The 24292-nt window shown below is 60.9% G+C and carries 12 protein-coding genes; 7 read left to right on the top strand and 5 right to left on the bottom strand.

Features of this window, described 5'->3' with window-relative positions:
• Positions 1–6: 6 nt before the first annotated feature.
• Entirely contained in the window at positions 7–555 is a 549-nt protein-coding gene (locus tag ACZ3HH_RS27675; RefSeq protein ID WP_007894994.1) for an RNA polymerase factor sigma-70, read from the bottom strand.
• A gap of 380 nt (positions 556–935) precedes the next feature.
• On the opposite strand from ACZ3HH_RS27675, the gene ACZ3HH_RS27670 reads away from it, so the two are divergent.
• Both ACZ3HH_RS27670 and ACZ3HH_RS27665 read left to right on the top strand, forming a co-directional pair.
• Entirely contained in the window at positions 936–13919 is a 12984-nt protein-coding gene (locus ACZ3HH_RS27670) for a non-ribosomal peptide synthetase (RefSeq protein WP_465809467.1), read from the top strand.
• A 200-nt stretch (positions 13920–14119) separates the two neighbouring features.
• Positions 14120–14932, top strand: a complete 813-nt coding sequence (locus ACZ3HH_RS27665; RefSeq protein WP_465809465.1) for an alpha/beta fold hydrolase — start codon at positions 14120–14122, stop codon at positions 14930–14932.
• Between the two features lie 121 nt (positions 14933–15053).
• Here the strand turns inward: ACZ3HH_RS27665 and dsbG are convergent, their stop codons facing one another.
• The 4 genes from dsbG to ACZ3HH_RS27645 all read right to left on the bottom strand — a co-directional run bounded on the left by dsbG (position 15054) and on the right by ACZ3HH_RS27645 (position 19259).
• Positions 15054–15821 carry a thiol:disulfide interchange protein DsbG gene (dsbG, locus tag ACZ3HH_RS27660; protein WP_465809463.1) on the bottom strand — a complete coding sequence of 256 codons (768 nt, stop codon included), beginning with the start codon at positions 15819–15821 and terminating at the stop codon, positions 15054–15056.
• A complete protein-coding gene (locus ACZ3HH_RS27655; RefSeq protein ID WP_465809461.1) occupies positions 15797–16663 on the bottom strand; it encodes a TlpA family protein disulfide reductase in 867 nt (288 codons plus the stop codon). The genes dsbG and ACZ3HH_RS27655 overlap by 25 nt, the downstream gene beginning before the upstream one ends.
• Positions 16663–18399, bottom strand: coding sequence for a protein-disulfide reductase DsbD (gene dsbD, locus ACZ3HH_RS27650; protein WP_465809459.1), 1737 nt, complete (start codon positions 18397–18399; stop codon positions 16663–16665). Before dsbD ends, ACZ3HH_RS27655 begins: the two co-directional genes overlap by 1 nt.
• Before the next feature lie 164 nt (positions 18400–18563).
• Positions 18564–19259, bottom strand: a complete 696-nt coding sequence (locus ACZ3HH_RS27645) for a hypothetical protein (protein WP_465809457.1) — start codon at positions 19257–19259, stop codon at positions 18564–18566.
• 323 nt (positions 19260–19582) lie between these two features.
• Between ACZ3HH_RS27645 and ACZ3HH_RS27640 the strand changes: the two genes are divergently transcribed.
• The 5 genes from ACZ3HH_RS27640 (at position 19583) to ACZ3HH_RS27620 (ending at position 24233) form a co-directional block, all read left to right on the top strand.
• A complete protein-coding gene (locus ACZ3HH_RS27640; RefSeq protein WP_030132275.1) occupies positions 19583–20263 on the top strand; it encodes a response regulator in 681 nt (226 codons plus the stop codon).
• Complete coding sequence (locus ACZ3HH_RS27635; protein WP_465809454.1) at positions 20260–21585, top strand: ATP-binding protein; 1326 nt, start codon at positions 20260–20262, stop codon at positions 21583–21585. Before ACZ3HH_RS27640 ends, ACZ3HH_RS27635 begins: the two co-directional genes overlap by 4 nt.
• Positions 21586–21882: 297 nt before the next feature.
• The gene (locus tag ACZ3HH_RS27630) at positions 21883–22368 is read left to right on the top strand and encodes a GNAT family N-acetyltransferase (protein ID WP_008075586.1); all 486 of its coding nucleotides are present in this window, start codon (positions 21883–21885) and stop codon (positions 22366–22368) included.
• Between the two features lie 143 nt (positions 22369–22511).
• Positions 22512–23924 (top strand): diaminobutyrate--2-oxoglutarate transaminase, encoded by a 1413-nt coding sequence (locus ACZ3HH_RS27625; RefSeq protein ID WP_465809452.1) that lies wholly within the window; start codon positions 22512–22514, stop codon positions 23922–23924.
• Between the two features lie 81 nt (positions 23925–24005).
• Entirely contained in the window at positions 24006–24233 is a 228-nt protein-coding gene (locus ACZ3HH_RS27620; protein WP_007934245.1) for an MbtH family protein, read from the top strand.
• The last annotated feature ends 59 nt before the right edge of the window (positions 24234–24292 follow it).

The following is a 24292-nucleotide window of genomic DNA, read 5'->3' as shown; positions in this document are numbered from 1 at the left end:
AAGATATTAACGACGGGCGAAGGTATCCGCACGATTGCCCGACACCTTGCGGCAATGCACCAGCGCATCACGAATCATGAAGTTCACCAGGGTTGGCGAGACGCCGAGTTCCTTGGCGATGTCTTTTTGCGGCACACCGTGCAGGCGGTACATCTCGAAGGCGTAACGGGTGCGGCTGGGCAACTCCGTCAGCGCATCGGCAATGTTTTCCAGGGTCGAGAAGTTCATATGCGAGGTTTCCGGCGAAGCGCCCTGAATCACCACGTTCAGACCTTCCTCTTCCGGGCCCGAATACTTCTGCTCCAGCGCCTGCTTGCGGTAATGATCGATCGCCAGGTTGCGCACGATCTGGAACAGATAGCTGAGCTGAGCCTTGATTGACGAGGTGATCTGCGGCGCCGATTGCAGCCGGAAGAACGCATCCTGCACCACATCTTCGGCGCGTGATCGGCAACCGGTGATGCGGGCGGCAATCTTGACCAGAATCAGTCGGTTGTCGACGAAGGCCTGAAGTAGCGGTGAATCGCACCTGCTTGTGGATACTTGTTCCGTCATTGGAAATCACCTTGCTGCAAATAGGGTCGTGGGACGACAGGGGGGTCGGAGTCGTCCTACGCATAGAGCGACAAATTATGTTGAATGATAATGATTGTCAATTGAGAAAGAGAATTAATGCTCCACAAAAGAGCAGAGTGAAAACTGCGACACCCTGACTCACCTACCGACCTCAAGCCTGCTGGCGCTCTAGCCTGGCGACTAATTATTTCAAGACCTCATCCGTTCTCATTGGTGAATGGCTGCGGGCGCAAGCCCCGGCCAAACCAGCATTCCCAAGCCTTGCGCGGTCGCGAAGACCGCGTCCTGCATACCCAATGAATGGGTGTGACGTACGAAAACCGATTCCACTTGCAAGCCGAATTCAGGCAGGAAACCTCATGACCGACGCGTTCGAACTCCCCAGCACACTGGTCCAAGCCCTTCAGCGCCGCGCGGCCCTGACGCCGGACCGGGTGGCCTTGCGTTTTCTCGCCGAAACCCAGGATCAGGCTGTGGTGCTCAGTTATGGTGAGCTCGATCAACGGGCGCGAACCATTGCCGGCGCGTTGCAGGCCGAGGTGTCGTTCGGTGATCGCGCGGTGTTGCTGTTTCCCAGCGGCCCGGATTACGTTGCGGCGTTTTTTGGCTGTCTGTACGCAGGTGTCATTGCAGTGCCGGCCTATCCGCCTGAATCGACCCGTCGTCATCACCAGGAACGTCTGCTGTCGATCATTAGCGATGCCGAGCCGCGCTTGCTGTTGACCAGCGCCAACCAGCGCGACGCGTTGCTGCAAATCAACGAGGCGCCGCCGCTGCTGTGTGTCGACACCCTCGACAGCGCCCAGGCCGAACGCTGGGTCGCGCCGGACTTGCACGGCGAGCACATCGCCTTCCTGCAATACACCTCCGGCTCCACCGCGTTGCCTAAAGGTGTGCAAGTCAGTCACGGCAACCTGGTGGCCAATGAACTGCTGATTCGCCACGGATTCGGCATTTATCTGAACCCCGACGACGTGATCGTCAGCTGGCTGCCGCTGTACCACGACATGGGCCTGATCGGCGGCCTGTTGCAGCCGATTTTCAGCGGCGTGCCGTGTGTGTTGATGTCGCCGGCGTACTTCCTCGGCCGGCCATTGCGCTGGCTGGAAGCGATCAGCGAATACGGCGGCACCATCAGCGGCGGGCCGGACTTCGCCTATCGACTGTGCAGCGAACGGGTCAGCGAATCGGCGCTGGAACGCCTCGACCTGAGTGGCTGGCGCGTGGCGTATTCCGGTTCCGAACCGATTCGCCTCGACACCCTGGAACGCTTCGCCGAAAAATTTGCGACCTGTGGCTTTACCTCGGACAGCTTCATGGCTTCCTACGGCTTGGCGGAAGCCACGCTGTTCGTTGCCGGCAGCCCACGCGGTCAGGGCATCCCGGCGTTACGCGTGGATGATCAGGCCCTGGCGCAGAACCGAGCCGAACCGGGCGATGGCAGTCCGATCATGAGTTGCGGCATCAGCCAGCCGGATCACGCGGTGCTGATTGTCGATGCCGTATCGCTCGAAGAACTCGCCGACAACGTGGTCGGTGAAGTCTGGGCCACCGGGCCGAGCATCGCCCATGGCTACTGGCGCAACCCCGAAGCCACGGCCAAGACGTTCGTCCAGCACGCCGGCCGCACCTGGCTGCGCACCGGCGACCTGGGCTTTTTGCGTGACGGTGAACTGTTCATCACCGGGCGCCTGAAAGACATGCTGATCGTGCGCGGTCACAACCTTTATCCGCAGGACATCGAGCAGACCATCGAACGTGAAGTGGAGGTGGTGCGCAAAGGTCGCGTGGCCGCATTCGCAGTCAACATCGAGGGGCAGGAAGGCATCGGCATCGCCGCGGAAATCAGCCGCAGCGTGCAGAAAATCCTGCCGCCCGAGGCGTTGATCAAAGCCATCCGTCAAGCGGTGGCCGAGGCGTATCAGGAAGCGCCGAGCGTAGTGGTATTGCTCAATCCGGGAGCGCTGCCGAAGACGTCCAGCGGCAAGTTGCAACGCTCCGCCTGCCGCGATCGCCTGGCCGATGGCAGCCTCGACAGCTATGCGCTATTCCCGTCGGCAGACATCGCCAACACGTCTGAGACCTACACCGGCTCAGAACTGCAAATCCTGATCGGCCAGATCTGGCGTGAGCAATTGCAGGTCAAACAGGTCAACGCCGACGACCATTTCTTCCTGCTCGGCGGCAACTCCATCGCCGCCACTCAAGTAGTCGCGCGCCTGCGTGAAGAGTTGGGGCTGGAGCTGAATCTGCGCCTGTTGTTCGAAGCGCCAACCCTCGGCGCATTCGCCACTGCTGTCGCTCAGCAACAACAGGATGGCGGCGTAGCCCAAGGCGCGATCATGCTCTTGTCGCGCAGTGATGCCATGCCGCAATCCCTGGCGCAAAACCGTTTGTGGATCACCTGGCAACTCGACCCGCAGAGCAGCGCCTACAACATTCCCGGTGCCTTGCACCTGCGCGGCGAACTGGACGAAGACGCCTTGCGCGCCAGTTTCCAGCAACTGATCGAACGTCACGAATCCCTGCGCACACGGTTTTTCGAGCGTGACGGTGTGGCCCTGCAACAGGTCATTGCTGCCGGCGAATTCAACCTGCAAGTGATCGACATCAGCGACCTTCCAGTCGCCGAGCGTGAAGCCCGCGCGCAGCAGATCCGCGAGGACGAAGCCTGCACCCAGTTCGATCTGGAAAAAGGCCCACTGCTGTGGGTGACCCTGGTGCGCCTCGGCGATGAGGACCATCAACTGCTGGTGACCATGCACCACATCATCGCCGATGGCTGGTCGCTGAATGTGCTGATCGACGAGTTCTCGCGCCTGTATGCGGTCGCCTCTCAAGGCCAGACCGCAAGCCTTCCTGTGTTGCTGACTCAGTACGCCGACTACGGCAGTTGGCAGCGTCAGTGGTTGGCGCAAGGGGAGGGCGAGCGTCAACTCGCTTACTGGAAAGCGCAGTTGGGCGTTGATCAGCCGACGCTGAGCCTGGCCACCGATCATCCGCGCTCGGCGCAACACATTCGCAGCGCCGCCCGCCACACGCTGCGTTTGGACGCAAGCCTGAGCGATGCCATTCGCCAGACCGCCCAGGCTCATGAGTCGACGCCGTTCATGCTGTTGCTCGCGGCATTCCAGAGTCTGCTGCATCGCTACAGCGGCCAACGCGACATCCGCGTCGGCGTGCCGAATGCCAACCGTCCGCGCCTGGAAACCCAAGGGCTGATCGGCTTCTTCATCAATACCCAGGTGCTGCGCGCCGAGGTGGATTCGCGACTGCCGTTCGTTGAGTTGCTGGCGCAAACCCGTCAAGCCGCATTGGGCGCGCAAGCGCATCAGGACCTGCCGTTCGAACAACTGCTCGAAGCCTTTCCGCAGGCCCGCGAACAGGGTCTGTTCCAGGTGATGTTCAACCACCAGCAACGGGATCTCAGTGCGCTGCGTCGCTTGCCGGGACTGCTCGCCGAAGAGTTGCCGTGGCACAGTCGCGAAGCCAAGTTCGATTTGCAACTGCACAGTGAAGAAGACCGCAATGGTCGCCTGAGCCTGTCATTCGACTACGCCAGCGAGTTGTTTGACGTAACGACTATCGAGCGTCTGGCCGAGCACTTCGCCAACCTGCTGCGCGATGTCTGCGAGTGTCCGCAAAAGTCCATCGGCGACCTGCAACTGCTGACCCCGAGTGAGCACGATCAGCAATCCGCCTGGAGCGCCGTACCGTGCATCCCGGCCAGCCAATGGCTGCCTGAGTTACTCAACGAACAAGCGCGCCAGACCCCGGAGCGCACCGCGCTGCTGTGGGACGGTGGCAGTCTGGACTTCGCCGAACTGCACGCTCAGGCCAACCGCCTGGCGCATTACCTGCGCGACAAAGGCGTCGGCCCGGATGTGTGCGTGGCCATCGCCGCCGAGCGTTCGCCGCAGTTGTTGATCGGCTTGCTGGCAATCATCAAGGCCGGCGGCGCTTATGTGCCGATGGACCCGGATTACCCGGCTGAGCGCCTGGCCTACATGCTCAGCGACAGTGGCGTCGAGCTGCTGCTGACCCAAACCGAATTGCTCGATCGCTTGCCGGCCACCGACGGCGTCAGCGTGATTGCCATGGACGCCCTGCATCTGGAGAACTGGCCAAGCCATGCGCCCGGTTTGCACCTGCACGGCGACAACCTGGCTTACGTGATTTACACCTCCGGTTCCACCGGTCAGCCGAAGGGCGTTGGCAATACTCATGCGGCGCTCGCTGAACGGCTGCAATGGATGCAAACCACCTACCGTCTGGACCAAACCGATGTGCTGATGCAAAAAGCGCCGATCAGTTTTGACGTGTCGGTGTGGGAGTGCTTCTGGCCGCTGATTACCGGTTGCCGTCTGCTGCTCGCCGGCCCCGGCGAACACCGCGATCCGCACCGCATCGCGCAATTGGTGCAGCAATTCGGCGTGACCACATTGCACTTCGTGCCACCGTTGCTGGCGTTGTTCATCGATGAACCGCTCAGTGCCGAATGCACCGGCCTGCGTCGACTGTTCTCCGGTGGTGAAGCGTTGCCCGCTGAACTGCGCAATCGTGTATTGGAAAACCTGCCGGCGGTGCAACTGCACAACCGCTACGGCCCGACCGAAACGGCGATCAACGTCACCCATTGGCATTGCACAACCACCGATGGCGAGCGTTCGCCGATTGGCCGGCCATTGGGCAACGTCCTGTGCCGCGTGCTCGACAGCGACCTCAATCCGGTACCGGCCGGTGTGCCGGGCGAACTGTGCATCAGCGGTATCGGTTTGGCCCGTGGCTATCTGGGTCGCCCAGGCCTGACCGCGGAGCGCTTTGTGGTCGATCCACTGGGCGAGCAGGGTGCACGTCTGTACCGCACCGGTGACCGCGCTCGCTGGATCGCCGACGGAGTGATCGAATACCTCGGTCGTCTCGATCAGCAAGTCAAACTGCGTGGTTTTCGTGTCGAGCCGCAAGAGATCGAAGCGCGTCTGTTGGCACAGTCTGGCGTCGCCCAAGCGGTGGTGCTGGTGCGCGAAACGGCGGCGGGTGGGCAGTTGATTGGTTACTACACTGCCACTGAAACCAGCGAAACCATCGATGCTCAAACCACGCGCCTGAAAACCGCACTGGCGGCTGAATTGCCGGAATACATGGTCCCGGCGCAACTCATGCGTCTGGATAAAATGCCCCTGAGCCCGAGCGGCAAACTCGACCGCCGCGCGTTGCCGGAGCCTCAATGGCAAGTTCGCGAACACGTCGAACCGGTCACTGCCCTTGAGCAACAAATCGCCGGCATCTGGCGTGAAGTGCTGGGCCAAACACAGATCGGCCTGCGCGATGACTTCTTCGCCCTCGGCGGCCACTCATTGTTGGCCACGCAAATCATTTCCCGCACCCGCCAGGCTTGCGACGTCGAGTTGCCGCTGCGGACGCTGTTCGAGGCCAGTGAATTGGGCGCGTTTGCCGAACAGGTTCGCTTGATCCAGGCCAGCGGAAAAACCAACAAACAGCCGCCGATCGAGAAGGTCGACCGCAGCCAACCGGTGCCACTGTCCTATTCGCAGCAACGCATGTGGTTCCTCTGGCAGATGGAACCGGACAGCCCGGCCTACAACGTCGGCGGCATGGCGCGGTTGCGCGGCGTGCTGGATGTCGGGCGTTTCGAAGCGGCGCTGCAAGCGCTGATCATGCGTCACGAAACCCTGCGTACAACGTTCCCGAGCGTCGACGGCGTGGCCCGCCAACAGGTTCATCCGGACACCCGCCTGCGCATGGACAGGAAGGATTTCTCCGCACTGGCGGTCGACACCCGCGAACAACGGGTACAGCAACTGGCTGATGACGAAGCCCATAAGCCTTTTGATCTGGAAACCGGGCCATTACTGCGCGCTTGCCTGGTCAAGACCGCCGAGCAGGAGCATTACTTCGTCCTGACCCTGCATCACATCGTCACCGAGGGCTGGGCGATGGACATTTTTGCCCGGGAATTGAGCGCGCTCTACGAAGCGTTCGTCGATGACCGCGAATCGCCGCTTCTGCCGCTGCCAGTGCAGTATCTGGATTACAGCGTGTGGCAGCGTCAGTGGCTGGAATCCGGCGAACGTCAGCGCCAACTCGATTACTGGACCGCGCAATTGGGCCGCGAACATCCGCTGCTGGAATTGCCGGCCGATCGTCCGCGTCCGCCGGTGCAAAGCCACCAGGGCGAACTGTTCCGTTTCGATCTGAGCGATGACCTCGCGGCGCGGGTTCGTGCCTTCAACGCCTACAACGGTCTGACTCTGTTCATGACCATGACTGCCGCGCTGGCGGTGCTGCTTTATCGCTACAGTGGCCAGACCGATTTGCGCATCGGTGCGCCGGTGGCCAACCGCATTCGCCCGGAAAGCGAAGGGCTGATTGGCGCGTTCCTCAACACTCAAGTGCTGCGTTGCCAGCTCGACGGTCAGATGTCCGTCGGCGAGTTGTTCGAGCAGGTTCGCCACACCGTGATCGAAGGCCAGTCCCATCAGGACCTGCCGTTCGATCATCTGGTGGAAGCTTTGCAGCCAACCCGCAGTGCGGCTTACAACCCGCTGTTCCAGGTGATGTGCAATGTGCAGCGCTGGGAGTTCCAGCAGAGTCGCACCCTGGCCGGGATGACCGTCGAGTACCTGGCCAACGATGCGCGAGCGACCAAGTTTGACCTCAACCTGGAAGTCACCGACCTCGACCATCGCCTCGGTTGCTGCCTGACCTACAGCACCGATTTGTTCGATGAACCGCGCATTGCACGCATGGCCGGGCACTGGCGCAATCTGCTGGAAGCATTACTCGCCGATCCGCAACAACGCCTCAGCGAACTGCCGTTGCTGGAAGCCACTGAACAGCAAAACCTGCTCGACAGCCTCGGCATTGAGCCGGGCGAGCATCGCCTCGATCAATGCATCCATCACCTGTTCAGCGAGCAGGCGCTGGTGCGCAAGGACGCGCCGGCCCTGACGTTCGCCGGGCAAACCTTGAGCTACGCCGAGCTCGACAGCCGCGCCAATCGTCTGGCCTGGATGCTGCGCGAGCGCGGAGTCGGGCCACAGGTTCGGGTCGGTTTGGCCCTGGAGCGTTCGCTGGAGATGGTCATCGGCCTGCTGGCGATTCTCAAGGCTGGCGGTGCCTATGTGCCGCTGGACCCGGAATACCCGCTGGACCGCTTGCACTACATGATCGAAGACAGCGGCATCGGTTTGCTGCTCAGCGATGCAGCGATGTTCGCGGCGCTCGGTGAATTGCCGGCCAGCGTCGGCCGCTGGTGCCTGGAAGACGACGCCGCTGCACTGGCCAATTACCCGGCCACTGAGCTGCCGTTTATCAGCCTGCCGCAACATCAGGCGTACCTGATTTACACCTCCGGCTCCACCGGTAAACCGAAAGGCGTGGTGGTGTCCCACGGTGAAATCGCCATGCACTGCCGCGCGGTGATCGAGCGCTTCGGTATGCGTCCGGACGACTGCGAGTTGCACTTCTACTCGATCAATTTCGATGCCGCGACCGAACGTCTGCTGGTGCCGCTGTTGAGCGGCGCGCAGGTTGTCCTGCGTGCGCAAGGCCAGTGGGATGCGCAAGAGATTTGCGGGCTGATTCGTCAGCACCACATCAATATTCTTGGTTTCACTCCAAGCTACGGCAGTCAGTTGGCGCAATGGCTGGCAACCCAGGGTGAAACCCTGCCGGTGCGCATGTGCATCACCGGCGGTGAAGCGCTGACGGGCGAACATTTACAGCGGATTCGCGCGGCGTTCAAACCGAGCCTGTTTTTCAACGCCTACGGACCGACCGAAACCGTGGTCATGCCGCTCGCCAGCCTGGCACCTGAGCAACTGGAAGAAGGGCTGGGCAGCGTGCCAATTGGCAGCGTGATTGGCGCTCGCGTCGCTTACATCCTCGACGCCGATCTGGCGCTGGTGCCACAAGGCGCAACGGGCGAGTTGTACGTCGGCGGTACCGGTCTGGCGCAGGGATATCACCAGCGTCCGGGCATGACCGCCGAACGGTTTGTTGCCGATCCTTTTGCAGCGAACGGCGGACGTCTGTACCGCACCGGCGACCTTGTTCGTCAGCGTGCCGATGGACTGGTCGAGTACCTCGGCCGGATCGACCATCAAGTGAAGATCCGTGGTTTCCGCATCGAACTGGGCGAGATCGAAACCCGTTTGCTGGAACACGAATCCGTACGTGAAGCGGTGGTGCTGGCCCTCGACGCACCGAGCGGCAAGCAATTGGTTGGCTATCTGGCCACCAGCGTCGCCGAACAGGATGAAGCACAACAAACCACATTGCGCGAAGCGTTGAAGGCGCACCTCAAATCGCAGTTGCCGGATTACATGGTGCCGACGCACTTGATCCTGCTGGCGAACATGCCGCTGACCGCCAACGGCAAGCTCGACCGCCGCGCACTGCCGGCCCCGGACCCGGAGTTGAATCGTCAGCAGTACGTGGCGCCGAGCAACGAACTCGAGCTGACCCTGGCCGGCATCTGGTGCGAAGTGCTGAACGTCCAGCAGGTCGGCCTCAACGACAACTTCTTCGAACTGGGCGGCGATTCGATTCTGTCGATCCAGGTGGTCAGCCGTGCGCGGCAGCAGGGCATTCATTTCAGCCCACGGGACTTGTTCCAGCACCAGACCGTGCAGACGCTGGCCGTCGTCGCGACCCGCACCGAGCAGGTCACCGCAGAGCAAGGTTTGCTCACGGGCGAATCGCGTTTGACGCCGATTCAGCACTGGTTCTTCGACACTGAAATTCCGGAGCGTCAACACTGGAACCAGGCGTTGCTGCTGGAACCAACAGTGGCGCTGGAGCCCCATCGTCTGGAGCAAGCGCTGCTGGCGGTGATCGAACAGCACGACGCTTTGCGCCTGCGCTTTACCGACGTCGCCGGCCATTGGCAGGCCGAGCACCAGGCGGTTTCCGACGCTGCCGTGCTGTGGCAGGTGAAAGTGCCGGCCATAGACAAATGCGTGGCGCTGTTCGCCGATGCCCAGCGCAGCCTCGACCTTGAGCAAGGGCCGCTGATGCGGGCGCTGCTGGTGGATGATCCTGAGGGGCAGCAACGGCTGTTCATCGCCATTCATCACTTGGTGGTGGACGGGGTGTCGTGGCGGGTGCTGCTGGACGATCTGCAAACGGTTTATCGTCAACTCGAGTCCCGGCAGTCAGTAAAACTGCCGGCGAAAACCAGCGGCTTCAAGGACTGGGCCGCACGGCTGCAGGCTTACGCCGGCAGCGAATCCCTGCGTGAAGAATTGAGCTGGTGGCAGACGCAACTGGCCGGCTCAAGCGCTGAATTGCCCTGTGATCGTCCGCAGGGTGGTCAGCAAAATCGTCACGCGCAAACCGTCAGCGTGCGCCTCGACAGCGAGCGTACCCGCCAACTGCTGCAACAGGCGCCGACGGCCTATCGCACTCAGGTCAACGATTTGCTGCTGACCGCATTGGCCCGTGTGTTGTGTCGCTGGAGCGGTCACGAATCGGCGTTGATTCAACTCGAAGGCCACGGTCGCGAAATCCTGTTCGACGAGATCGACCTGACCCGCACCGTGGGCTGGTTCACCAGCGCCTATCCACTGCGCCTCACACCCGTGAATGAGCAGGGCGCATCGATCAAGGCGATCAAGGAGCAACTGCGCGCGGTGCCGCACAAAGGTTTGGGTTATGGCGTGCTGCGTTACCTGGCCGACGGTGTGTGCCGTCAGACCATGGCTGCGTTGCCGGTGGCGCCGATCACCTTCAACTACCTGGGTCAGTTCGATCAGAGCTTCGGCAGCGATGCGCTGTTCCGTCCGCTCGATGAACCGGTCGGCGCGGCCCACGATCCACACGCTCCGCTGCCCAACGAGCTGAGCGTCGACAGTCAGGTGTATGGCGGTGAGTTGGTGCTGCGCTGGACCTTCAGCGCCGAACGCCACGATCTGCAAACCATCACCGAACTGGCAGAGGCGTATCTGGGCGAATTGCAAAGCCTGATCCAGCATTGTCTGAGCGACAACGCAGGCGGCCTGACACCGTCGGACTTCCCGCTGGCCAGACTGACTCAGCTGCAACTCGACGCATTGCCAGTCCCGGCGGCGATGATCGAAGACGTCTACCCGCTGACCCCGATGCAGGAAGGCATGCTGCTGCACACCTTGCTCGAACCGGGCACCGGCCTCTATTACATGCAGGACCGCTACCGCATCAACAGCGAACTCGACCCGCAACGTTTCGCTCAGGCCTGGCAAGCGGTGATCGCCCGTCACGAAGCCTTGCGCGCATCGTTCTGCTGGAACGTCGGCGAAGACATGCTGCAAGTGATCCACAAACCGGGCAGCACGCCGATCGAATATGTGGACTGGAGCGCGGTTGCCGAAACCGAGCAAGAGCCGACGTTGCAGGCGCTGCTGAAAAGCGAGCGTGAGGCCGGGTTCGATCTGCTCAATCAGGCACCGTTCCACCTGCGCTTGATCCGCGTGGGCGCGGCGCGTTACTGGTTCATGATGAGCAACCACCACATCCTCATCGATGCCTGGTGCCGTTCGCTGCTGATGAATGATTTCTTCGAGATCTACACCGCCCTCGGCGAAGGCCGCGAAGCGCAGCTTGGGCTTGTGCCGCGTTATCGCGACTACATCGGCTGGCTGCAACGCCAGAGCCTGGCCGAAGCGCGGCAGTGGTGGCAGCAGAACCTGCGAGGTTTCGAGCGCACCACGCCGATTCCGAGCGACCGGCCGTTCCTGCGTGAACATGCCGGCGACAGCGGCGGCATGATCGTCGGCGACCGCTATACGCGGCTCGAAGCCCGCGATGGTGCGCAATTGCGCGAACTGGCTCAGGCCCATCAGCTGACCATCAACACCTTCGCCCAGGCAGCGTGGGCGCTGGTGTTGCGCCGTTTGAGCGGTGATCGCGACGTGCTGTTCGGCGTCACGGTGGCCGGGCGGCCGGTGGAAATGCCTGAGATGCAACGCACGGTCGGGCTGTTCATCAACAGCATCGCACTGCGGGTGAAAATGCCCGAGGACGATCAGCGTTGCAGCGTTCGTCAGTGGCTCACCGGTTTGCTCGACAGCAATATGCAACTGCGTGAATACGAATACCTGCCGCTGGTGAGCATCCAGGAAAACAGCGAACTGCCTAAAGGCCAGCCGCTGTTCGACAGCCTGTTCGTGTTCGAAAACGCGCCGGTGGAAGTCTCGGTGCTGGACCGTGCGCAGAGCCTCAACGCGACCTCGGATTCGGGCCGCACCCACACCAACTTCCCGTTGACGGCGGTGTGTTATCCGGGCGATGACCTTGGCTTGCACCTGTCTTACGACCAGCGTTATTTCGACGAATCCACGGTCGAGCGCATGCTCGGTGAATTCAAGCGCCTGCTGCTGGCGCTGGTCGAAGGCTTCCATGGCGACATGGCGGATCTGCCGCTGCTGGGCAACGAAGAGCAGGACTTCCTGATTCATGGCTGCAACCAGAGTGAACTCGAGTATCCGCTGGAGCAGAGCTATGTCTCATTGTTCGAAGCGCAAGTTGCCGAACATCCGCAGCGAATTGCCGCCAGTTGTCTGGATCAGCAACACAGCTACGTTGAGCTGAACCAGCGCAGCAACCGTCTCGGCCATGCGCTGATTGCGGCCGGCGTCGGCCTGGATCAACCAGTGGCGCTGCTCGCCGAACGTAACCTTGACCTGCTGGGCATGATCATCGGCAGCTTCAAGGCCGGTGCCGGTTACCTGCCGCTGGACCCGGGCCTGCCGAGTCAGCGTCTGAGCCGGATCATCGACCTGAGTCGTACGCCGTTGCTGGTCTGCACCCAGGCGTGTCGTGAGCAAGCCGTCGCGCTGCTGGAAGAGTTCGGTTGTGCCAACCGGCCTCGATTGCTGGTCTGGGAAGACGTGCAGGCGAGCGATGTTTCGGTTGCCAATCCGGGCATTTACAGCGGTCCGGATAACCTCGCCTACATGATCTATACCTCGGGTTCCACCGGCTTGCCGAAGGGCGTGATGGTCGAGCAGCGCGGCATGCTCAATAACCAGTTGAGCAAGGTGCCGTACCTGAAACTGAGCGATGTCGACGTGATCGCCCAGACAGCCTCGCAAAGCTTCGACATTTCCGTCTGGCAGTTTCTCGCCGCGCCGTTGTTCGGTGCTCGGGTGGACATCGTGCCGAACAGCATCGCCCACGATCCGCAAGGTTTGCTGGTCCATGTTCAGAGCCAGGGCATCACCGTGCTGGAAAGCGTGCCGTCGCTGATTCAAGGCATGCTTGTTCAGGAGCGCATGAGCCTCGATTGCCTACGCTGGATGCTGCCGACCGGTGAAGCAATGCCGCCGGAACTGGCGCATCAATGGTTGCTGCGTTACCCGGAAATTGGTTTGGTGAACGCCTATGGCCCGGCGGAATGCTCGGACGATGTGGCGTTCTTCCGCGTCGATCTGGCTTCGACGCGCGGCAGTTATCTGCCGATTGGCACGCCGACGGATAACAACCGTTTGTACCTGCTCGATGGCGCGCTGGAACTGGTGCCGTTAGGAGCGGTGGGGGAGTTGTGCGTGGCTGGTATCGGTGTGGGGCGCGGCTATGTGAGTGATCCATTGCGCACTGCGCAGGTGTTTGTGCCGAACCCGTTCGGTGCACCGGGGGATCGCTTGTATCGCACCGGCGACCTGGCCCGACGTCGCAGCGACGGCGTGCTGGAATACGTCGGGCGTATCGACCACCAAGTGAAGATCCGCGGTTACCGCATCGAACTGGGTGAAATCGAGGCCCGTCTGCACGAACAACCGGAAGTTCGCGACGCGGCGGTGGGTGTGCAGGAAGGTGTCAACGGCAAGCATTTGGTCGGCTATCTGGTTGCAGCGGATTCGGCGCTGAATCCGAACGAACGACTGGAGCGTATCAAGCAACGTCTGCGCGCCGAATTGCCGGAATACATGGTGCCGCTGCACTGGGTGTGGCTCGACAAGCTGCCGCTCAACGCCAACGGAAAACTCGAGCGCAAGGCCTTGCTGGCGCTGGAAATCGGCCAGTTGCAAAGCCAGGATTATCAGGCGCCGCGCAATGAGCTGGAGCAGACCCTGGCGGACATATGGGCTGAGGTGTTGAAGGTCGAGAAGGTCGGCGTGCGTGATAACTTCTTTGAACTCGGCGGCCATTCGTTGCTGGCCACACAGATCGCCTCGCGGGTGCAAAAAGCCCTGCAACGCAACGTGCCGTTGCGGGCGATGTTCGAGTGCAGCACGGTGGCGGAGCTGGCCGAGTACATCGACGGGTTGGCGGCGAGCGACATTACCGAGGAGAAGGTGGATCGGTTGAATGACCTGATGGCGGAGTTGGAGGGCCTGTGATTCTTTAGTGTTTGCCCTGGCCCCTGCGCGAGCAAGCCCGCTCCCACATGAGTCCTGCGAACACAGGCCCAGTGTGGGAGCGGGCTTGCTCGCGAAAGGGCCAGGGCAGACACCACAAAGCTCCGGGTTGACTGCCGCTCCCCACCGGCTCAGTCTTCCCTTGTTTTTTAATGGATCCAACTTCACCAGGGAGATAGTCAATGCCCTTCGTAACGGTTGATGGACAAGCGCTTCACTACATAGATCAAGGCACAGGCCCAGCGGTACTGCTGGCTGGCAGTTACCTGTGGGACCAGGCCATGTGGGCGCCACAGATTGCGGCGCTGTCGCGGCATTATCGGGTCATCGCCCTGGACCTGTGGGGGCATGGCGAATCCGGGCGGATGCCCGAGTGCATGACGTCGCTGGATGACGTGGCGCGCCAGGCACTGGCATTGCTCGATCACCTGGACATCGATCGCGTCACGCTGGTCGGTCTTTCGGTGGGTGGCATGTGGGGCGTTCGACTGGCGCTGTCGGCACCGCAACGGCTCAACGGTCTGGTGCTGATGGACGCCTATGTCGGCGTCGAACCTGAACCGACTCGTCAATACTATTTCTCGCTGTTCAAGCAGATCGAAGACAGCGGTGTAATCTCGCCGCAACTGCTCGATATTGTGGTGCCGATATTCTTCCGTCCGGGCATCGATCCGCAGTCGGCGCTGTATCAGGATTTCCGCGCAAAACTGGCTGCGCTGCCGGCCGACCGTCTGCGTCAAAGCATCGTGCCGATGGGGCGGATTACCTTTGGTCGTGATGATTTGCTGCCGCGGTTATCCGAGTTGAATCCTGACACCACGCTGTTGATGTGCGGCGATCAGGACAAACCGCGGCCGCCGTCGGAAACCAAAGAAATGGCCGAGTTGATTGGTTGCCGGTATGTGCTGGTGCCGGAGGCGGGGCATATCTCCAATCTGGAGAACCCGCAGTTCGTGACTGAGGCTTTGCTGGCATTTCTAGCCCTGAGAAATTAGTAGGTCATATAGACGCCATCGCGGGCAAGCCCGCTCCCACAGGAGGTCGAATAACCCTGTGGGAGCGGGCTTGCCCGCGATGGCGTTGCTGCTGTCACCACAAATCCGACGACCGAACTACTTACTTAGGCCCCAGAATCTTCACCAATTTATCCGGCGTCGGCGCGCCTTGCTGTTGTTGCAGCTGGCCCTTGTCGTCCATGTAGAAAATCGCCGGGGTGGCGGCCAACTCCAGGTCTTCCATCAACTTCATGTTCGCCGCGTACTTCGCCTGAATCGCCGGTGGCACGTCTTTCAAGGCCTTGAGCGAACTGCTCTTGCCGGATTTCTCGTGCTCTTCCAAGGCTTTTTGCGGGTCCTTGGCGGCCAGCAGCGCGGCGGATTTGCCCGGGCTGTCTTCGCGAATGATGCCGACCATGATGTGCCGCAACTGCACCTTGCCGGCCTTGACCCACGGCCGCGCCTGTTCCCAGAACATGTTGCAGTACGGGCAATTCGGGTCGCTGAACAGATAGACGATTCGCGGTGCGTCCTTGTTGCCGTCACCGATCCAGTTGCTCGCCTCCATCTTGCCCCAGACTTCCTTGGCCATTGGCGCGTAGACCAGTTTCTGTAACGGCGCGCTGCTCAGGTCATTGCCTTCGGCGTCATACAGGTTGCCTAGCAGTACATGTTTGCCGTCCGGGGTCAGGTAGAGCGCCATGCCGCGGTTCTGGTATTGCGCCGCGTAACCGCGCAGGCCGTCGGGGGCGTCGAACTGGCCGACGATTTTCGCGCCCTTGGCTTCGATCTTCTTGATCGCTTCAGGCAATTCTTCGGCCTGTACCGACGGCAAGTGCAGCAGGGCGGCACCCAGGGTCAAGGTCAGCAGGTGGCGGAGGCGGAGCATGGCAATTTCCTTGAAGGCGTGGCCGAGGTGGCCGGGTTCGGGGTGTCGAAGTTTTCCAGGGCGCGGGCCAGGCTGGCTTCGGAGAGCTCGCCCAGATGGCTGCCCAGCAGGTGCCCGTCGGGGCTATAGAACAGCGTAGTCGGCAATGCCATGGAGCCCACGGCCTGACCCAATCGACCGCTGCCATCGAACAACACGTTAGCCAGGCTCAGGCCCTGGGTTTCGAGAAAGGTGCTGACGCTCTGCATGCTTTCGGCCTGGTTGACGAACAGGAAGGTCAGGTCCGGACGCTGTTGCTGGGCGTTTTCCAGCACCGGCATTTCCCGGCGGCACGGTGGGCACCAAGTGGCCCAAAGATTGATGACCAGCGGCCCGCCCTGGTAGTCGCTGAGCGGTATGGTTTGGCCGGCGGCATTGCGCAGGGTGATCTGCGGCAGGCGCGTGCCTTGTTCGTAAATACTCAGAGAGAATGTCGCCAGCAACCAGAACGCCAGACCACTGACCACGCCAAAGCCCAACGGCCGGCGCAGGACCGGGCGACGCCAGCCTCGATACAAGGCGGCGAGCACCAACACGACCACCCCGGGCCAGGCGAGAAAACCACCGTCGCGCAGGTCGATGATCTGCCATGGATCGTGCCGATACTGCGCCCAGTAGGCGATCACGAAACCGACCCGGGCCGCCAGCATGCCCAGCAGGAACAGGCTGAACAGCACCGACTCCGGGTTCTCGCCACCACGCTTGGCCACCCGCCAGCCGACCAAGGTCGCCAGCGCCAGGGCACTGATCAGCAGCAGGTGATTAAGCGCGATGGCAAAGGTGCCGAGGGTAAAAGTCAGCATTAACGAGCGTCTCGGGTGGTGGTCCAGCGTTGCAGGAAGGTGCCGGCATCGACCTCACCGGTGATGCGCTGGCTGCGGCGCTCTTCGCCGTCGGGGGCGATCCACAACAGGCTTGGCGGCCCCGGCACTTTATAACGGCTGAGCAGTTCACGGCTGGCGGCATTGTCGGCGGTGACGTCCAGCCGTAGCAAGCGCACATCACTGAGCGCTTCCAGGACCTGCGGTTTGCCGAAGACCTGTTTTTCCATGACTTTGCACGACACACACCAGTCGGCGTAGTAGTCCAGCAGCACCCATTGCCCCTGGGCCTTGGCCGCATCGAGTTCGCGTTGCAGGACGGCGGGCTCCTTGACCGTGGTGAATGCCTCATGCGCGCTCGGCGCGGCAGCGCCGGTACGGCCGGCGCTGTACACCTGCAACGGCTGATACGGATCGTCACTGCCGCCCGCCGCACCGACCACCAGCAGGCTGCCCCACAGTCCCAACAGCAGTGAACTGGCGCCGAACAGGTGGGCAACTCGGCCAAATCCTTGCGACTGCTTCCACGCGCTGTAGGCGGCGATCAGCAACAAGGTGCCACACAGACCGAGCCACAATGATTCATCCAGCACCGGGCGCAGCATCAGCAGCGCGGTGGCGAGGAAGAGGAAACCGAACACGCCTTTGAGCAGGTTCATCCACGCACCCGGTTTGGGCAGGAAGCGATTGCCGACAGTCACCAGCAGCAACAGCGGCACACCGATGCCGATGCCCATGGCGAACAGAATCAGCCCGCCGTGCAGCGCATTGCCGCTCTGGGCGATATAGAGCAAGGCCCCCGCCAGCGGTGCGGTCATGCACGGACCGACCAGCAGGCCGGACAAAGCCCCGAGTACACCGGCACCGATCAGGCTGCCACCGCGCTGATTGCGCGAAACATGCTCGAGCCGATCTCGCACGGCCACCGGCAACTGCAGCTCAAAGAAACCGAACATCGGCAAGGCCAGCAGCACGAACACCGCTGCAAAGCTGCCCAACAGCCATGGATTCTGCAGCAGCGCTTGAAGGTTCGCGCCAAGCAGCGCAGCCAGAACGCCCATCGCCGCATACACCAGCGCCATGCTGGTCACGTAACTGCCGGCCAGGGTAAAACCGCGTTTGGGCGTGGCACCGCTGCCAACGATCAAACCCGCCAGAATCGGCAGCATCGGCAACGAACAAGGCGTGAACGCCAACAGCAGCCCCAGGCCGAAGAACACCAGCAGGCTCCAGCCCAGCGCCCGTTGCTGAAGGCCGCTGGCCAAGGCCTGGTCGGGCGCTTCTTCATTAAATGCGGTAAGGACGTTACTTGCGCCAAGGTCGACCACTTGAGTTTGCGGCGGATAACACAAACCGGCATCGGCGCAGCCCTGGAAGCCAACTTTGATCTGACCAGTGGCTCCGGCCGGAATCTTCAGCTCCAGGCCCTGGCGATAGACCTGCTGTTCGCCGAAGAATTCGTCGCTGTGGGACTCGCCCTCGGGCAGCGCTGGCACCTGCTCCGGGGCCAGACCGTCGAATTTCAGGCGTTTCTGATACAGATAATAGTTGTCGGCAATTTGCCAATAGAGCTGGGTTTCCCCGGATTCAAGGCGTTCGGAGGTGAAGATGAACGCTTTTTCCACCGGGAGAAAATCGGGTTTGGTTTCGAACGGATTCGTTCCCGCCTGGGCCACACCCGAGATCAACAGAACAAAGAATAAAAACAATTGACGCATGGGTAAGCCTTATCCCTGTGCAAGTGAGGTGCACAGTGGCGGGCGTCGATTAACCGATGATTAACCGTGTCCATGGGGCTTGCCCTGACAGGAACAGGGGGGGCTGAACTATCGAGAAGGGCGAGGTGCGGTGCCGGGGCGCCGCACCGCACCTCGGTGAATACTCAGTCTCTCAACAGCCCTGGCCAAGAGTCGTCATCGACTTTTTTCGGACCGGTTTCTGCCCTGTTATCTTTTTGGTTATATCGGATGTATTCATTGTTGGTCAGAAAGATGTAGTAATAAGTGTCGATAAGCGGGGCGTCGTTTTGCACGGCTGTTATGATCCGATGTTTATAACGATCCAGTCCAGGCCAAGAGCTTGGTGTTATGGGGTCGTAGGTTATTTTCTTTGTTCCGTAATTGAAAGTGATGTAGTAGCCATCGTTTGTCAGGAATTTGAAGACGGACTTTAATCCAAAAGTTTCCCACCACGTACCGGCAACGATACGATCAAAGTAAGGAAGTAATGAGTGCCATAGCGAATTTTCAAGGCGATAATTTCCAGTTACCTTGTCAAGGTCCTGATCGTACTTACAGACCATTGGAGTGTCGCCAGCATAATAGAATAGCCATAGAATGTCATCCCCCTCTCCCCGGGTACCACCCAGTGCACTGGAGGTGAATCCAAAGCGCAGATTCTTGACGTGAGCGTGAAAGCTTCCCCAATTACTGGATGTTATATCGGTGGGATATCCTTCTTCGACCTTGTTTTCAGCGATATCAAATCGGGAATATTGATTGGTGTCTTTGAAGAAGAAAAAAATTTTATCTGCTCCTGCACGCCAATCGACAGCAACAACGTTATTAAGTGTAGACATGATCTGATTCCTTTCAGTCAGGTGAAACGTGTGTTCAATAATTGAATGGCTGTTTTGAAGTGTTTGTGGTTTCGGGTTTAGGTTATCGCGATGTAATGCTGTTTTGTACGATTTTTATGGGGGTGTTTGTTTCGGTTTGAAACCGGAATCTTTATACCCACTAAGCAAAGCGCTCAAATGACGAGGCGATTATCAAATACCCATCTGATACGCTGGTGCGATAGCGCAGCACAAGGCCCTGCTTCTCGTCGGTGATGGGCCTTGCCATAATTGCGGCTTAATCCATCTCTGTTTGACTCGCCTTTTTTGCTCACGGAGCTCCCATGCACGTACTGGTTTGTGAAGACGATGAGCTGATCGCCAGCGGCATCGTTGCCGGGTTGACCGCTCAAGGCCTGACCGTCGAGCACGTCGCCACCGCATCAAAGGCTCGGGCGATGCTCAAGGTCGCCGAATTCGACGTCATGGTGTTGGACCTCGGCCTGCCCGATGAAGATGGCCTGAAGTTATTGCAGCAGTTGCGTCACCATGGCCTGGAAATCCCGGTGCTGATTCTCACCGCGCGGGATTCGGTCACCGACCGGGTAGACGGCCTGCAAGCGGGCGCCGACGACTATCTGCTCAAACCGTTCGACCTGCGCGAACTGGCTGCGCGCCTGCACACCTTGTTGCGACGAGTGGCGGGGCGCAGCGTCAACCTGATTGAACACGGTCGTTTGACCTACGACCCGAGCAGCCGCGAAACCCTGCTCGGAGGCCAATCGGTGGATTTGTCGCGCCGTGAGCAATCGCTGTTGCAAGCCTTGCTGCACAATCGCGGCCGGGTACTGTCCACCGAGCAACTGAAGGACAGCGTCTACGGTTTCAACGACGAGCTGGAAAGCAACGCCCTGAACGTCCATATCCATCACCTGCGGCGCAAACTCGGCAACGGTATCGTCGAGACGGTGCGTGGCCTGGGCTATCGCCTGGGGCCGGCCGATGGCGGAGAACAATCGAAGTGATGAGCCTGCGTTTGCGCCTGAGCCTGACCCTCGGCGCCGCGTTCGCGCTGATCTGGGCCCTGGCCGCCGCCTGGATGCTCAGTGATCTGCGCAACCAGATGATGTTTTCCCTCGACCAGCGGCTGGTGGCGTCGGCGCGGATGGTGGCCGGGCTGCTGGAGCAGCTGCCAGCGTTGCCAAGCAAGGGCGAGGGCACTCATTTCAGTGCAGAGCAGCTGAGCATCCCTGGCGGCATGGCCTGTCAGGTCAGTTCATTGCGCGGCGAAATCCTGGCCCGCAGCCACAGCAGCCCCGAACAAACCCTGGAAGCCGAAAAAATGGGCTTCCACGATCAAATGATCGACGGCGCACCCTGGCGCAGCTTCACCCTGGCGCGCGGTGATGTGCGCATTACCACTGCCGACCGACAGATCGAGCGCGAAGCACTGAACATGTCCATTCTGCTGGCGGCCTCGGTGCCGGTCGGCGTGGCGCTGCTTGGTTGCCTGTGCCTGTTGTGGCTCGGCATCGGTCAGGGATTGGCACCGCTCAATCGTATGCGCGATGCGCTGATGCGGCGCAGTGCCGATTCTCTGGAACCGTTGCAAATCCAGCCGTTGCCCAGCGAACTGCAGCCGCTGCTGGAAACCCAGAATCAGTTGTTCCAGCGCATCGGCAAGACCATCGAGCGCGAACGGCGCCTGACCGGTGATGCCGCACACGAGTTGCGCAGCCCGCTGACCGCGATCAAAACCCACCTGCAAGTGGCGCGCATGACCGAAGGCAGCGCCCGGGATCAGTCCCTGGCGCGGGCTGAAGAGGGCGCTGACCGGTTGCATCGCACGCTTGAACAATTGCTGCTGCTGGCGCGCGTCGAGGGCAGTCTGTCGTTCGATGATGGCGTGCAGTGCAGCGCCGAGCAGGTGGCGAAACTGGCGATTCAGGATGCGGCCAGCGGTGATCGTCAGCGGATCAAATTTCAGTTGCCGAGCACATTCTCCGATGCGCCGCTGCAAATGCCCGCGGTGTTATCGATTGCCGCATTGCGCAACTTGCTCGACAACGCCTTGCGCCATACCCCGGGCGAAGGGGCGGTGGAACTGAGCCTGGAAACCACCAACAATCGCGTGCGTTTTTTGGTCCGCGACCACGGCCCGGGGATTGCCGAAGATGACCTGCAACACCTGACCCAACGCTTCTGGCGCAACGGCCAGAGCACCGGTTGCGGCCTCGGCCTGGCGATTGTCCAGGCCATCGTCCAGCGCTGCGGCTGCACCCTGCATTTCGACAGCCGGCCGGATGGCTTGCGGGTTGAATTGACGATGCCGTTGCAGCCGGTGTGATGGTTTGGGAGCGGACTGTCAGTCACATCATTGTTGAATGTGTCGCCACCATCGCGAGCAGGCTCGCTCCCACATTTTGATCGGGGTAGCCATAGGTTCCGTGATCAACACAAAACCACTGTGGGAGCGAGCCTGCTCGCGATAGTGGCGACTCGGTTTCCCAGATAAACCAAGACAGTTGTTCCCACATTTGTTCTGTGTTGCACACCAAATGTAACGTCTCTCCATTAGCCACCCGGCCCCCACAGCGCTATCGTCCCCGGCAGCTTTGACTCAATGGATTGAGGTAACAGCGCCATGGATGCATCGATACACATCTGCAAGGCAACGCCTGCCGACGCCGGGATCATTAGCCGGATCGTCGAGCGCTCCATTCGCGTCGGCTGCGCGCTCGACCACCGCAACGATCCGCGAACCGTCGCCACCTGGACTCACAACAAAACCATCGAACACGTGCAACCCTGGCTGGCCGACTCGCGGTTGTACCTGAACATCGCCCTGTTGCAGGACAAACCGATCGGTGTGGCCATGGCGGCAATCAGCGGCAAGGTCGCGTTTTGTTACGTGCAGCCGGAATGGTTTCGGCGAGGCGCCGGACAAGCGCTGGTGCACGATCTCGAAACCTGGTTGATCGCTCAGGGTTTACCTCACGCGCGGCTCAACAGCACCCGTACCGGCGAGGCGTTTTACCATCGTCTGGGTTACCGGGCTTGCGCTGAAACCTTCACCGTGGCGGGACTCCACGCCATCCCCATGCACAAGGCGCTGTCGCCACCTTCATAGAAAGCTGATCGAGGGTCTAAATCCTTGAGGTCCTGATGCGTTTCCAGAACAGGAAAACCTGCAAGTGCGCCCCGTGACTGGAACGCGCACCTGCCCGGTGTGCAGTTTTGGTCACTATCACCAGCGTATTGAGGGATCGAGAGATGTCAGTCGCTACCAGCCTTATCGAAGATCAGCCGGCCCGGATCGTCTCGACGCCTGCCGAGACGCTTTATCAGTTCAGCGAATCGCCATTGCTGGCCCGTCAGAGCCAGCAGGAATCGAATGCTCGCAGCTACCCGCGGCGCATTCCCCTGGCACTCAAGCGTGCCAAGGGCATTTATGTCGAAGACGTCGAAGGCCGCAGTTTCATCGATTGCCTGGCCGGTGCGGGGACTCTGGCCCTGGGGCACAACCATCCAGCGGTGATCGAAGCGATCCAGCAAGTGCTGGCCGATGAACTGCCGCTGCACACACTCGACCTGACCACGCCGGTCAAGGATCAGTTTGTCCAGGACCTGTTCGGTCTGCTGCCGCCGGCATTGGCCGCTGAAGCGAAGATCCAGTTCTGCGGCCCCACCGGTACCGATGCGGTCGAAGCCGCGCTGAAGCTGGTGCGCACCGCCACCGGGCGCAGCACCGTGTTGTCGTTCCAGGGCGGTTACCACGGCATGAGCCAGGGCGCGCTGAGCCTGATGGGCAGTCTGGGACCGAAAAAGCCGTTGGGCGCGTTGCTCAGCAGTGGCGTGCAGTTCATGCCGTATCCCTACGATTACCGTTGCCCGTTCGGGCTCGGCGGCGCGCAGGGCGTGCAGGTCAACCTCAATTACCTGGAAAACCTGCTGAATGATCCCGAGGCGGGGGTGCAATTGCCCGCTGCCGTGATCGTCGAAGCGGTGCAGGGCGAGGGCGGGGTGATTCCGGCCGATCTCGACTGGCTGCGCGGTTTGCGCCGCATCACCGAGAAGGCCGGCGTAGCGCTGATCGTCGATGAAATCCAGAGCGGTTTTGCCCGCACCGGCAAGATGTTCGCCTTCGAGCACGCCGGGATCATTCCCGACGTGGTGGTGCTGTCCAAAGCCATCGGCGGCAGCCTGCCGCTGGCGGTGGTGGTCTATCGCGACTGGCTCGACACCTGGCTGCCGGGCGCCCATGCCGGGACCTTCCGCGGTAATCAGATGGCGATGGCCGCAGGCTCTGCGGTGATGCGCTACCTGACAGAGCACAAGGTTTGCGAGCACGCCGCCGCCATGGGCGAACGCTTGAGTGAACACCTGCACATCCTGCAACGGGATTTCCCGCAACTGGGCGACATTCGTGGACGTGGTTTGATGCTGGGCGTCGAATTGGTTGATCCGACCGGCACACCGGACGCCCAAGGTCATGCACCGATATTCGGTCGTCTGGCGCCGCTGGTGCAGCGTGAATGCCTCAAGCGTGGGTTGATCCTCGAGCTGGGCGGGCGTCACGGCGGTGTCGTGCGTTTCCTGCCGCCGCTGGTGATCACTGCCACAGAAATCGATCGGGTTGCCGACATTTTCGGCAGGGCCATGGCCGCAGCCATCGCCAGTCTCTAAATTTTTTGGTGCCTTGAACGTTCCTTCTACATAACGGCTGCGCACGCCGCGCAGCCCACCCTACAGCGATGGAGAGACAGCATGACGTCAGTATTCGACCGCGAGGACATCCTCTTTCAGGTCGTGGTCAACCACGAAGAGCAATACTCGATCTGGCCTGACTACAAAGCCGTGCCACAAGGCTGGCGCACCGTGGGCAAGAGTGGCCTGAAAAAGGAATGCCTGGCCTACATCGAAGAGGTCTGGACCGACATGCGTCCACTGAGCCTGCGCCAGAAAATGGAAGAACAGGCGGCTGTGGCTCACTGAGCTGTCAAGTGAGACGCGGAGCGTCTCTGGCTGCATTCCTTTGCGGCGCGTGGGAACGA

This window comes from Pseudomonas sp. PME37.24/025 (genome assembly GCF_055556615.1).
The sequence above is the reverse complement of the archived record's forward strand: the minus strand, read 5'-3'. Positions and strand labels throughout refer to the sequence as shown.